The sequence below is a fragment of the Methylomonas sp. BW4-1 genome (genome assembly GCF_052474385.1).
The window spans coordinates 2,358,753-2,372,090 of record NZ_CP184125.1 but is presented as its reverse complement, the minus strand read 5'-3'; the positions used below and the strand labels follow the sequence as shown (position 1 = coordinate 2,372,090).

Here is a 13,338-nt window from a genome sequence, read left to right as displayed (position 1 = left end):
GGGATGGCGAAATATGATGAAGTGATTTTCTGCCTTCCATTAAACTCTAAGTGAGCTGAAAAATGGTTATATCCCGCGAGGACAGTGTAGGCTCCAATTCTTTGGCGGTTGCCGGTCTCTCTGACCCTGTACCCAAAATTCTAAATACCGGCAAAACAAGTACCGATTCTGAGAATACGCCGCCGATTATTGCGATAGGCGCATCGGCCGGCGGCTTGGAGGCCTTGGAACAGTTCTTTACGCATGTTCCGCCCGCCTGCGGCGTGGCCTTTGTGGTGATACAGCATCTCGACCCCGACCATCAAGGTATGTTGCCGGAATTATTACAGCGGGTCACGCCGTTGACCGTTATTCAGACCGGCGATCGGATGAAAGTTCAGGCTGATTGGATATATGTCATTCCGCCCAATAAAGATTTATCCATTCTGCATGGCAAACTGCATCTACTTGAACCGCTTGCCCCGCGAGGTTTGCGCTTGCCGATCGATTCGTTTTTCCGGGCGTTGGCCGACGACCAGCATGAACGGGCGACCGGCGTGATCCTGTCGGGCATGGGCTCGGACGGCACTCTGGGGCTGCGCGCCATCAAGGAAAACGCCGGCTTGGCAGTGGTGCAAGCGCCGGAGTCGGCACAATTCGATTCGATGCCGCGTAGTGCTGTCAATGCCGGTTTGGCCGATATTGTTGCTCCCCCAGTGGAACTGTGGGGCAAGATACTGGCTTATCTCAAGCACAATCCGCGCGGTTTGCATCCCGTGCCGGACATGGGCGTGGAACTAAAAAACCAAAGCGCGCTGGAGCAAATCGTCATTCTGCTGCGCGAGCGCACCGGCAACGATTTCTCGCTGTATAAAAAAAATACCATTTATCGGCGGATCGAACGGCGCATGGGGTTGCACCAAATCGACGCGATAGCCCATTATGTACGTTATCTGCGTGAGAATCCCCAGGAACAGGACTTGTTGTTCAAGGAACTGTTGATCGGCGTTACCAATTTTTTTCGCGATCCGCCGGTCTGGGAATCTCTGAAGGCAAATGCGATTCCGGCGTTACTGGCGGAATATCCGGCCGGTAAGGCCTTGCGGGCCTGGGTGCCAGCCTGTTCGACCGGCGAGGAAGCGTATTCGCTGGCCATTGTCTTTAAGGAAGCATTGGCAGCCAGCCAATGTCCGCAGCCGTTTAAACTACAGATTTTTGCAACCGATCTGGATCAGGATGCCATCGACAAAGCGCGGCAAGGGCTGTATCCGGCCAATATCGCTGGGGACGTATCCGCCGAACGCTTGAGCCGTTTCTTTAGCGCAGACGGCGGCGGCTATCGCATTAATAAGGAAATTCGCGAGATGGTGATTTTCGCACCGCATAACGTGATCATGGATCCGCCGTTTACCAAGTTGGACCTGCTCTGCTGCCGCAATCTATTGATTTACCTAAGCCAGGAATTGCAGAAAAAACTGATTTTGTTGTTTCACTACACGCTTGCCAATTACGGCATTATGTTGCTGGGTAACGCCGAAACCATAGGCAACGCCGGTCATTTGTTTAGTGAGATTGACAACAAATCTCGGCTTTATAGACGCATTGGCAATCCTTTTCCATTGGATATCGATTTCCCTACCAAATATTTTCCAGTTACAACCATGGCCGAAGAATCCGAAAAGAACCCGCCTATCCCCAATCTACAAGCCTTGGCAGATCAGCTTTTGCTACAACATTTCGCCCCGGCAGCAGTTTTGGTCAATGCCGAAGGCGATATTCTTTACATTAGCGGTCGTACCGGTAAATATCTGGAACCTGCCGCCGGCAAGGCCAACTGGAATATCCACGCCATGGCCCGCGAAGGCTTGCGGCATGAGCTGATCGGTGCGCTTAAAAAAGCCCGCGGTCAAACCGAAGCAGTGCACGTGCCAGGCCTGCTGGTGGGTACCAATGGCGGCAGCCAGGCCATTAACCTGACGGTGCAGACCATAGCCAAACCCGAAGCCTTATTCGGCATGGCTATCGTGGTATTTACCGATATAGCGACACCGCCGGTTGGCAAAGCCTCGCGTAAATCGCCCAACGCCGCGCAGAAACTGCTGGAGGCCGAATTACGACAAAGCCGCGAAGATTTACAAACCCTGCGTGAAGAAATGCATACGTCGCAAGAAGAACTGAAATCGGCTAACGAAGAATTGCAATCGACCAATGAAGAATTGCAGTCCACCAACGAGGAACTGACTACCTCCAAGGAAGAAATGCAGTCCCTGAACGAGGAATTGCAAACCGTCAATGCCGAGTTGCAGGTCAAAGTCGAAGACCTATCGCGGGCCAGCAACGACATGAATAATTTATTGAATAGCATGGAAATCGCCACGGTGTTTCTGGACAGCGCTTTGAATATCCGCCGTTTTACCAGCCACATCAGCCATTTGTTCAAAGTAATCGCCACCGATGTTGGCCGGCCGTTATCCGACATCGTCACCGATCTGGACTATCCGGAACTGCAACAGGATGCTCAGGGTGTCCTGCGTACGCTGATTTTCGTGGAAAAGCAGGTAACAGCACGCGACCAACGTTGGTTCAAGGTGCGGATCATGCCCTACCGGACTCAGGACAATTTGATCGACGGCGTGGTGATTACCTTTATAGACATTTCTGAAACCAAAAAGCTGGAAGCCGAATTAAGGAACAGCCATGAAAAATTGGAATAACGCTATTTCCAATAAAAGGGCACTACGCCAGTGTGCCGAACAAAAGTTGATCAAGGAAGAGCCGGACAAATCGGTTGACCCGAAACAACACCGATTGCTGCACGAATTACAAGTACATCAGATTGAGCTGGAGATGCAAAACGAGGCCTTGCAAGAAGCGCGAGCCTCTGCAGAGCATGCTTTAGAACGCTATGCCGAACTGTTCGACTTTGCGCCGATTGCCTACTTTACCCTGGGAAATGACGGCAGCATTCAGCAGACTAATTTCAATGGCGAACGCCTTTTGGGTGCTGCCAGATCTAGCTTGGTCGGACGTTACTTTGCCAATGTTGTTGCCAGCGAGCATCGGCCGGTTTTTAACCGCTTTATCGAAAATGTGTTTTTCAATCCTGGTGCACAGCGTTGCGAGATCGTGCTGGAGCCCAGTGGAAAGCGCCGTTGGGTGTCGATCGAGGCGATTGCCGATGCCGCTCGTAATACTTGTTTGGCGGCGATGGTGGATATCAGCGAACGTAAACAATCGGAGCAAGAACTGCAATTGGCCGCTACTGTCTATCTAGCCATAGAAGAAGCGATTATGGTGGCCGATACCGACAACCGTATTGTGGCGATCAATCCGGCATTCAGCAAACTGAGCGGATATGCTGCCGAGGAAGCCATTGGCCAAAACACCAGCCTTCTGAAATCCGGCCGACAAGACGCTGCCTTTTTTCAGAACATGTGGAAACAACTGAATAATACCGGCCAATGGCAAGGCGAGATCTGGAACCGGCGGAAAAATGGCGAGGAATTTCTAGCGCGTTTATCGATCAGCACGGTGTATAACGAAAATGGCCAAGCGATCCGGCGGGTGGCGATGTCTTCCGACATTACCGAACAACGCCGAGCCGAAGAAATCATCAACAGACAAGCCAATATTGACCCGCTTACCGGTTTGCCGAACCGGCGCCTATTCCTGGACCGCTTGCAGCGGGCCATCAATAAATCCCATCGCGCCCATCAAAAACTGGCGTTGATGTTTCTGGACTTGGACCATTTCAAAGACATCAACGATACCTTGGGACACAATGTCGGCGATCGCTTGTTGCAGGAAACCACTCAACGTTTGCTGGGTTACATCCGCGAGACCGATACCTTGGCGCGGCCGGGTGGCGATGAATTCACCCTGATCATGGGCGAGCTGAATGACTTAAATAGTATTGAGCGGGTTGCCCAAGCTCTGTTGCGAACAATGATGACGCCATTCCAGCTGAAAGACGAGTGCTGCTATGTGTCGGTTAGTATTGGTATTGCCCTGTATCCGGATGACGCCGAGACCATGGAGGAGTTATTAAAAAAAGCCGATCAGGCTATGTATGCTGCCAAGAAATTGGGCCGTGGCCGTTTTTGCTATTTTACCCCGGCAATGCAGGCTGGCGCGGAAAGCCGTTTGCGGTTAACCAACGATTTGCGCCATGCTCTGGCCGATAAACAACTCTGGGTGGCCTATCAACCGATCGTGGAATTGGCGACCGGCGAAATCCGGAAAGCCGAAGCCTTAGTGCGCTGGCAGCATCCCAGCCGCGGTCTGATTGAGCCCGCCGAATTTATCCCCATCGCTGAAGAAACCGGCCTGATCAACGAAATAGGCGCCTGGGTGTTTCATCAGGTCGCCGACCAGGTTTCCAATTGGCGTATTAACCATCATGATCAGTTTCAGATCAGTATCAATAAATCGCCGGCGCAATTTCACAATAACAGCGACAAAATGACCGACTGGTTTGAGCATTTACAGCGCTTGGGCTTGCCCGGCGGTTGTATCGCGGTGGAAATTACCGAGGGGCTGTTATTGGATGGCTCGACTGTCGTTTCCGAGAAATTGCTGGCGTTTAAAAAAGCCGGGATGCAGACCTCGTTGGACGATTTCGGTACCGGCTATTCGTCGCTGTCTTACTTAAAAAAATACCACATCGACTTTTTAAAAATCGACCAAGCTTTTGTGTCCAACCTCACTGCCAATTCCACCGATATGTCCCTGTGCCAAGCCATTATCATGATGGCGCATATCCTGGGCATGAAAGTCATTGCCGAAGGCGTGGAGACCGAGGAGCAGCGCGATTTGTTGTTAAACGCCGGTTGCGATTATGGGCAAGGTTTCTTGTTCTCGGAAGCGGTGACGGCGGAGGCGTTTGAAAAGTTGTTTTAATTTGAAAATAGCTAAACCCTGCAATAGCGGCCGTTAAATTTGCCCGGCTGTGCCGCTCTTCAAGATCAACGCCAATTCTCGGCGTTAGCAGCTAGGGCAATGACTTAACTGAAAAACGCTGCTTCGCCTTCTTTGCCTCCGGGCCTAAAGGAGCGGGTCAGGATAAGAAAATTAAATCAGCAACTTATACTCTAAGTTCTGTGATAGAGGCGAGCAGCTGTTCCCTACACAGGCTCTTCATACGTCGATTTAGTCGCACAGCACGGCTAAATTCATATCTACGCAGTCGGCCGCAGCCTTATGTTCGCCAGCGTACAGACCGCGCAAGGTCTCGTCCCTAAAATCAGAACAAGTTTTTTAAACTGCCGGGTTGCCTAATCACGAGCAGCTTTTCGCTAACGCACGCAGTTCCGCCAGATTCGGCACATTTCCCATAGACACCATCCGTTAAGGAATCAACCATGAAAACCCAACCAGATTACTCCACAAATAAGATCTTAGCGGCTAGCTGCTTAGCCGCTGTGCTTGGACTTGCCGCCTGCCAGCCGGAAGGCCAGGCGGAAAAAGCCGGGAAAAAGGTCGATAAAGCCATTGAAAACGTCGGCCAAAAGATTGATCAAACCACAGAGAAAACCGAGCAGAAAATTGAAGCCGCTAAAGAGTCGGTAGAACAACAGTCTGAAAAAGCCGGTGCATCGATCGATAAAGCGGCTGAGTCCTCTAACGACGCCCTGGAAAAAGCCAAAAAACAAATCGATCAAGCCATCAGCAATTCCGAAAAACGCGTGGACGCCGCCAAGGATTCTGTCGTTGATACTTCCAAAGCAACCGGTGAATACTTGGACGACTCGATGATCACCACTAAGATCAAAGCAACGTTGCTAGCCGACGACTTTCTGAAGCTGGCGCCCATTGACGTGACAACGGTAAACGGTATCGTCAAATTAAGCGGCGCTGTTGACTCGGAACAACTGGTAGGCCGTGCGATCGGCCTGGCGAATAGCCAAGAACATGTCAAGTCAGTGCAAAATGAACTGCGGGTCAAAACCAGCGTGCCGAGTAAACAATGATGACTTATCCAACGCTGAGTTACTTATCTACTCGATCTATTAGAACCTGTTGCCCTGAGTCCATAGAAAGTCATAAAGTCCCAGGCTACGACAGACTACGCCGGAGTGAAAAGTCAGTAAACATTCAGGTCGGTTTAATGGCGGGTGTGTTGCTGAGTTTGGCGCCGTTGGCGCAGGCCACTCCTGCGGATGATGCCTATATCGCCGGCTATGCCGCTGCCGCGCTGAAACACGACTTAAAGCTCGATATGCCGGCCTTGCGAGTAAAGGATGGGGTAGTCACCTTGCCGGCCGCCAACCTTACAAACGCGGAACGCTCGTCAGCGTCCAAGGTATTGTCCGAGATACCCGGGGTGAGCGCGGTAAAAATCGCCGAAACTACCAAAGAGCAATCCCGGGAAACCGCTGCGTTGGCAGGAGAGGGCTCGGCGGTGACCGCTGCCGATACGCTGATCATGCCCACTGGCTTGCTGCCGTCGGGACATTTGTTTAAACCGTTACTGGCCGATCCGCGTTGGGCGCATTTTTCCGCAGCTTATCGGAATTACCAGAGTAACAACTTCGACGGTCGCGATATAGCCTCGGTAAGCTTCGGCGAAACCATACCGTTTTATCGGGCCAATATCGGCAATTCCACGGCGCAATGGGAAGCCGGCTTGCAGGCCGGGGTGTTTAGCGACTTCAACCTGGATGCCGCGTCATCCGATCTGGTGAATACCGATTTTATCGCTTCGATTTACTCCAGCGCCCGCGTGGGTCAATTTTCCGCGTTCGGTCGCTTGTATCACCAGAGTTCGCATCTGGGCGACGAGTTTTTGCTGCGCAAGGTCAACACTGCATTCGAGCGGGTAAATCTGAGTTACGAGGGTGTGGACCTTAAACTATCGTACGAGTTGCCCTACGGCGTGCGTATTTATGGCGGTGGCGGCGGCTTGTTCCATAGAGAACCTACCGCATTGAAAAAATGGTCTGCGCAATACGGTATCGAGTTCAGAAGCCCATGGCGTCTAGATTTTGCATCCATGCGGCCGATCATTGCCGCCGACATCAAGAATTACGACCAAAACAACTGGAGCACCGATATTTCGGCCAGAGCCGGTGTGGAGTTCGACAATTCCAAAGTCCTAGGACGCAAACTACAGCTGATGGTTGAATATTTCAACGGCTACTCGCCCAGCGGCCAGTTTTATAAAGACAAAGTGGAATATGTCGGTTTGGGTGCGCATTACCATTTTTAAATGCCGACAACAGTTAAAGCCTCCAAAATACGCCGCTGTTCGCCGTCGCGCCGGCGGCCATTACGCAATCAACAGGGAGCGGAAAATTGGGCTTTCCGCTGGCCACCTTCAATATGCGGGTAGTCTGGCGGGATGCAATCATGACTTACTGTGTAGGGATTATGCTGGATACCGGATTGGTGTTTGCGTCGGATTCGCGAACCAACGCCGGTGTAGACAATGTAGCCAGTTTTTGCAAAATGACTGTGTTCGAAAGAGCGGGTGAACGCGTGATAGTGCTTCTGAGTTCCGGTAATCTTGCCGGGACACAAGCGGTCATCAGCCGGTTAACGCAAAGAAACGCTAAGTCCGGCATTCCCAATCTGTGGAACGCAGAATCGATGTTTGATGCGGCAATGCTGGTGTCGGATGCGATGCGCGAAGTTGACCAGCGTGACAGCCCGCATCTGGCCGCCAGCCATATTCGTTTCAACGCTTCTTTTATTTTGGGTGGTCAGATCGGTACTGAATCACAGCGGTTATTCCGGATATATGCCGAAGGTACCTTTATCGAAGCCAGCACGGTAACCGCCTATTTTCAAACCGGTGAAACAAAATACGGAAAACCCATTATAGACAGAGTCATTACCCGCTCGACATCATTGAATAATGCGGCAAAGTGCGTGCTTGTTTCCTTTGATTCGACCATGTGCAGCAATTTATCGGTGGGTATGCCGATCGATCTGTTGTGCTATCAGCGCGATAGTTTGAAGGTAACAATGCTCAGGCACTTTGACGTTGGTGATACTTATTTCACTGCACTCGGTGAGCAATGGACCAAGGGCACCCGGCAGGTGTTTGATCATTTGCCCAACCTGGACTGGTGAAAGAGGCGTGGAAAGCAAGCGACTAATTGCCGAACAGCCTCTACCGAATCCCGGCAAATATGGATTAGTGATCACTTGCGAGCACGGTGGCAGCCGAATTCCGACTTGTTATAAACGGCTGTTTTACGATCACCAGGCCCTGCTTGATTCTCACCGTGGTTTCGATGTTGGGGCGTTGAGCATGGCAAAAAGCCTGGCCACAGCGTTAATGGCGCCGCTAGTATATTCCAGGGTTAGCCGTTTGCTGGTCGATCTTAACCGGTCGCCGACGCATCCGAATCTGCATTTCAAAACCGTACACCAACTGTCGAAGCCCGAGCGCAATCGCATTTTGCAGCGCTACTATTTACCCTATCGCGAACAGGTTGACCGGTTGCTTAGGAATGCTATCGCCACTCACGGGCAGGTAATCCATGTGTCATCGCACAGCTTTACCCCGGAATTGGACGGTAGGTCACGGAATGCCGACATAGGCTTGCTTTATGACCCATCCCGCGCGGACGAAGTAGCACTCTGTAAATATTGGCAGCAGACCCTAACTGCCAAACTACCTGAACTGAAAGTCCGCCGCAATTATCCCTATGCCGGAAAAGGTGATGGGCAACCCCGATGGTTTCGCCGGTTGTTACCCGGTGCCAGTTATTTGGGCATTGAATTGGAAATCAACCAGAAGCACATATTAGAGGCCAGTGAGCATTGGGTATGCCTGCGTCAGTCGGTTGTCGATTCTCTCCGTGAAGCACTGGACCGGTGTTACAGCTAGATAGGCAAATCCAAATTCTACCAGCGCCGGATTTAGGCAAAGCCAGCCGGTACCAACTAGGAGAAATAACATGAAGATCGCCATCGGTTATGAACTGATTTACGATTGTCCGCAGCTCACACCGATGCTATTGACGCTCAGTGTACACTTCACGCGCGCCTCAGACATAATTGCACCGGACTATCTGATCACCAATCCCGTGATCCCCATCCGGCCCTACCGTGACAGTTTCGGCAATTGGTGCAGTCGGATTGTGGCGCCCAGAGGCCGGCTCACTCTGTCCGCCCAAGGCGTGGTTAGAGACACTGGTGTGCCAGATAGGAGTATTTCGCAGGCTAGACAAACGCCAGTGGAACAATTGCCGGATGATACTTTGGTCTATTTATTGGGTAGCCGTTACTGCGAAACAGATCGATTGTCTGAAATTGCTTGGCAGCTATTCGAAAATGCGCCAACGGGCTGGGCACACGTACAGGCTATTTGTGACTATGTTAATCGGCATATTGAGTTCGGTTACCAGCACGCTAGATTCACTAAAACTGCTTGGGAGGCGTTTCAGGAGCGAACTGGGGTTTGCCGCGATTATGCGCATTTGGCGATTACCCTGTGCCGTTGTATGAACATTCCGGCCAGATACTGCACCGGCTATCTCGGTGACATTGGCATGCCCCCACCTTACGGGCCGATGGATTTCGCCGGCTGGTTTGAGGCTTATTTGGACGGCAATTGGTACACCTTCGATGCGCGCAATAACATTCCCAGAATCGGCCGAATATTAATCGCCCGCGGTCGAGATGCGGCCGATGTGCCTATCAGTTGCAGCTTTGGCCCCAACACTCTGATCAGCTTTAAAGTGTTCACCGATCAGTTGGCGGATGCCGGATCCGCTTGAAAAATTTATGTCAGAAGTCCCTGAGGCGAGAATTAATCCGGATCTGTATTGTGTATTAGACCAAGTTGAGACTAATACAGATAACGTTTGGCGTTTTACAGCCTTAAGCCTACTTTAGGTGTTGGCTTTATGCAGGTTAACAAACTCTTCGGCAGCAGTAGGGTGGATGCCGAGAGTCGAATCGAACAAGGCTTTGGTCGCGCCGGCACGCAGCGCCACAGCCATGCCCTGAATAATTTCCGGTGCATCAGCACCTATCATATGCAGGCCAATCACTCGGTCCGTCTCGCGCTCCACGATCATTTTCATCAAGGTTTTTTCGTCCTTACCCGATAGCGTGTTTTTGATGGGCTTGAATTCGGTTTTATAAATATCGATATTCGGATATTTTTGCCGCGCCTGTGCTTCGGTCAAGCCGACGCTGGCGATATTGGGTTGGCAAAATACGGCGGTGGGGATGTTGTCGTAATTTACCGGTCGCGGCTGCTTGGTAAAAAAATTGCTCACAAGCGCTTCGCCTTCGGCTATCGCTACCGGCGTCAAATTGATCCGGTCGGTAACATCGCCTAGTGCATAGATGGACGGCAGATTGGTTTGATAGTGGCTATCGACAATGATCGCGCCGTTGTCGTCCAACGCCACCCCCAGTTGTTCCAGGCCGAATCCGCTTGAATTTGGCGTTCTGCCGGTGGCATACATCACCAAGTCGGTCGTCATGGTGTTGCCGTCCAGCAAGCTGACGCTATAGGCATTACCGTCCGGCGTAATGGCTTGGACATCGCAATTCAACAGAATCTTGATGCCTTGCTTACGCATGGCTACGGCCAGAAAGTCGCGAATATCCTCGTCAAAGCCTTCCAGCAGTTTTTCGCCGCGTTGACAAATAGTCGTATCGACACCCAGGCCGTTAAGAATGCTGGCAAATTCCACCGCGATGTAGCCGCCACCGACAATCACGATGCGCTCCGGTAACTTATCCAGGGAAAATAGTTCGTTGGAAGTAACGATGTACTGCTTACCGGCAATATCGGGCACAAACGGCCAGCCGCCGGTGGCCAGCATAATGCGTTTAGCCGTGCACTGGCTGCCGGCGACCGCGACGGTGTGGGCATCCAGCAATTGCGCTTTACCATTGAAGATGGTCACGCGGGATTCCTGCAAGTGGTGTTGGTAGACCGCCTGCAGGCGGTCGATTTCCCGGTTTTTGTTGGCGATTAGGCTGGGCCAATCGAAGGACGCGTTGTCCAGGGTCCAGCCGAACCCGACCGCAGCGGCAAAGTCGTCTTTAAATTGCGCGGCGTAGACCAACAGTTTTTTCGGTACGCAGCCCAGGTTCACGCAGGTGCCGCCAAAATGGCCAACTTCCGCTATTGCAACCCGCGCGCCCTGATTGGCTGCGGCATTGGCGGCGCGCACGCCGCCGGAGCCGGCACCCACCACGAATAGATCATAGTCATACGCAGTCATAGGAATAGGCTCATTTTTGTTTCTGCAGATAAGCCAACATGGTATCCACATCACTGAGGGTAAACGGATCGTCCGGGCAGTTATCGATTTGGCCGGGTTCGCTAAAAAGTTGCAGAACTTTTTTGTCTTCGACCAACATCGAATAGCGCCAGGACCGGCTGCCGAACCCCACATTGTGTTTTTTCACCAGCATGCCCATGGCTTCGGTAAATTCGCCATTGCCGTCCGGCAGAATTTTTACGTTGGTGATTTTTAGATACTGACTCCATTGATACATCACAAACGCATCGTTGACACTCAGGCAATAGACTTCATCAATGCCATGAGCCTTAAGCTCTTGGTATTTGGCATCATAGCCCGGTAGATGCTTGTTCGAACAAGTGGGCGTGTAGGCGCCGGGTAAGGCAAAAATCACGATGGATTGACCTTTGAAAATCTCGTCGCTGCTGACATCCTGCCAACGAAATGGATTTTCGCCGGGGATACTTTCATCGCGAACCCGGGTTTTAAAGATTACGTCGGGAATAGTGGTAAGCATGGTGTGGAACTCCTGGAAACTATGACAAGGGCAGCGCGATAAACACTGCCCTTGTTTGCTGGATTAAACTTAAAGGAACGCTACGGATGTCGCTAAGCGGCCAGTGAGCTCATCATTTGATCTAAGGCATCGATATGGGCGTGTTGTGCGGGGAGCAGTTTGAGTAGGATCAAGCTACGGATATTGGAACCGAGTTTTTGATCTAACAGCGCTTTTTCATAGTCTCCCAGACCGCTCTTTTCGCCTTCCTGCAATACTTTCAGCGCGGCTTGCTTACCGAAGGCGTTGGCGCCGCCTTGTACGACGCTGGACCAAGAGCCCCATGCGCCGGAGTCCTTGGCCGGTGTACCGCCCAGCTCGCGAATTTGAGTTTGTAAACTGGAAACGGCGGCTTTATGCGCTTCGTAAATCGGCAGCAGTAACTCCGATTCACCGAGCGAAACCTCTTCCTTAAGTTTTTTTAACACCTGACTGTAAGTCTCAGTGGCGGCAAGTTCGTCAATCAGTAAACCGTCTATCGTTTCAATGCTGTGCATAATAAAGTCCTGTGTGGTGGGTTTTTGTGGTGTGGTAAAGGCGGATCAAACAATCGGCGATACTTCTTCCGATGAAGAAATGTCTGCGGCTTCAGCCTGTTGGAAAATCGTGTTTGCGGTATCACGGGTCTCCGCCGTTGCCGTATTCACAGCGATCAGCGTTCGTCCGGCTTTGATTTTTTCTTGGTAGTGCTTGGCTTCATGCGCCGGAATGCCGACGCCAATTAAGGCGGCAATTAAATCGGCAACCTGGTCTTTTTCAGGTGTGCGACATAATTCAACCATAATCGGCCCGGCGGCAATGAAGCGGCCGACGCCCGGAATATCCAGGCTATCGATTTTGCTGGTCCATTCCAGGCCGTAGCTGTCGTTTTCGGCAGCATCCACTTTTTCGTCGGCGTTTTGTTGGCGAGAGGGGAGGGTGGCGTTATCCGGAAATAACAGGGATATTTCAGTGTTAGAAAACCCCGCCATTTTAAGATTATTAACAATAGCGGCTGTCTGACCGATATTTTGGCAGATGCAAAAAACAGGTTTATACATAATAGTCTCTTCGATCTGAATAACAGCTAATTTGTAGCTGCTATCTGGATGAATATTTACGGCGATTTCATTAATAACCAAAGACTTATCTCTGAAGTCTTCTGGCTATTAATGATTTATTTATTGAGCACTAAGATATTGAATATTTTTTATTAAATATCTTGTGTTGTGACTTGAAGATACAGTTAAATTATATTTGAGTCAGTACGCTGTCACACACTCGCGGTAAATAAAAAATAGAGATCTAGTAAAACGCCATAACTCATTATTGGGAGTGTTTTCTCCGGCATCAATTTTTGACAATTCAGGATTTCAAAAACGCAAGAAGGTTGTTATTAAGTTGGTCTTTATGTGGGTTGGCTATCTGTGGTTTTTAGGCAATCGAAAAGCTTGTGCTTGTCTCAACAGCAGACTGGATGCAGGCTGGCGCGGCAGTTGATTTTGTCGAGTAAGGCTCTATTGGCCGCGTGGTTGTCTGACCAAGCGGCAGGACTTAATGGACGACGCACAGGCTGACAGTACCGTCGCAATCACCACCGCCGATAAT

The 13,338-nt window shown here is 51.0% G+C and carries 11 protein-coding genes; 7 read left to right on the top strand and 4 right to left on the bottom strand.

All coding sequences use genetic code 11. The features are described 5' to 3' along the window. Nucleotides 1-62: 62 nt before the first annotated feature. The 7 genes from ACH5Y9_RS10980 (at nucleotide 63) to ACH5Y9_RS10950 (ending at nucleotide 9,707) form a co-directional block, all read left to right on the top strand. Nucleotides 63-2,693, top strand: coding sequence for a chemotaxis protein CheB (locus ACH5Y9_RS10980; protein ID WP_445369640.1), 2,631 nt, complete (start codon nucleotides 63-65; stop codon nucleotides 2,691-2,693). Continuing rightward, nucleotides 2,677-4,878, top strand: a complete 2,202-nt coding sequence (locus tag ACH5Y9_RS10975) for an EAL domain-containing protein (RefSeq protein ID WP_445369639.1) — start codon at nucleotides 2,677-2,679, stop codon at nucleotides 4,876-4,878. The genes ACH5Y9_RS10980 and ACH5Y9_RS10975 overlap by 17 nt, the downstream gene beginning before the upstream one ends. A 461-nt stretch (nucleotides 4,879-5,339) precedes the next feature. After that, nucleotides 5,340-5,948, top strand: a complete 609-nt coding sequence (locus ACH5Y9_RS10970) for a BON domain-containing protein (RefSeq protein WP_445369638.1) — start codon at nucleotides 5,340-5,342, stop codon at nucleotides 5,946-5,948. Then, nucleotides 5,945-7,186 (top strand): DUF1207 domain-containing protein, encoded by a 1,242-nt coding sequence (locus ACH5Y9_RS10965; RefSeq protein WP_445369637.1) that lies wholly within the window; start codon nucleotides 5,945-5,947, stop codon nucleotides 7,184-7,186. Before ACH5Y9_RS10970 ends, ACH5Y9_RS10965 begins: the two co-directional genes overlap by 4 nt. 239 nt (nucleotides 7,187-7,425) lie before the next feature. Further along, complete coding sequence (locus tag ACH5Y9_RS10960) at nucleotides 7,426-8,052, top strand: peptidase (RefSeq protein WP_445369636.1); 627 nt, start codon at nucleotides 7,426-7,428, stop codon at nucleotides 8,050-8,052. Between the two features lie 7 nt (nucleotides 8,053-8,059). Further along, nucleotides 8,060-8,815, top strand: coding sequence for an N-formylglutamate amidohydrolase (locus tag ACH5Y9_RS10955; protein ID WP_445369635.1), 756 nt, complete (start codon nucleotides 8,060-8,062; stop codon nucleotides 8,813-8,815). Between the two features lie 70 nt (nucleotides 8,816-8,885). Next, nucleotides 8,886-9,707, top strand: coding sequence for a transglutaminase-like domain-containing protein (locus ACH5Y9_RS10950; RefSeq protein ID WP_445369634.1), 822 nt, complete (start codon nucleotides 8,886-8,888; stop codon nucleotides 9,705-9,707). Nucleotides 9,708-9,821: 114 nt separating this feature from the next. On the opposite strand, the gene gorA is transcribed toward ACH5Y9_RS10950, so the two are convergent. The 4 genes from gorA to ACH5Y9_RS10930 all read right to left on the bottom strand — a co-directional run bounded on the left by gorA (nucleotide 9,822) and on the right by ACH5Y9_RS10930 (nucleotide 12,791). Next, on the bottom strand, nucleotides 9,822-11,174 hold the full coding sequence (gene gorA, locus ACH5Y9_RS10945) for a glutathione-disulfide reductase (RefSeq protein ID WP_445369633.1): 1,353 nt from the start codon (nucleotides 11,172-11,174) through the stop codon (nucleotides 9,822-9,824). 10 nt (nucleotides 11,175-11,184) lie between these two features. Beyond that, on the bottom strand, nucleotides 11,185-11,712 hold the full coding sequence (locus ACH5Y9_RS10940; protein ID WP_445369632.1) for a peroxiredoxin: 528 nt from the start codon (nucleotides 11,710-11,712) through the stop codon (nucleotides 11,185-11,187). Nucleotides 11,713-11,804: 92 nt separating this feature from the next. Then, the gene (locus ACH5Y9_RS10935; RefSeq protein ID WP_445369631.1) at nucleotides 11,805-12,248 is read right to left on the bottom strand and encodes a DUF2383 domain-containing protein; all 444 of its coding nucleotides are present in this window, start codon (nucleotides 12,246-12,248) and stop codon (nucleotides 11,805-11,807) included. A 45-nt stretch (nucleotides 12,249-12,293) separates the two neighbouring features. Continuing rightward, entirely contained in the window at nucleotides 12,294-12,791 is a 498-nt protein-coding gene (locus ACH5Y9_RS10930) for a hypothetical protein (protein WP_445369630.1), read from the bottom strand. Nucleotides 12,792-13,338 lie beyond the last annotated feature (547 nt).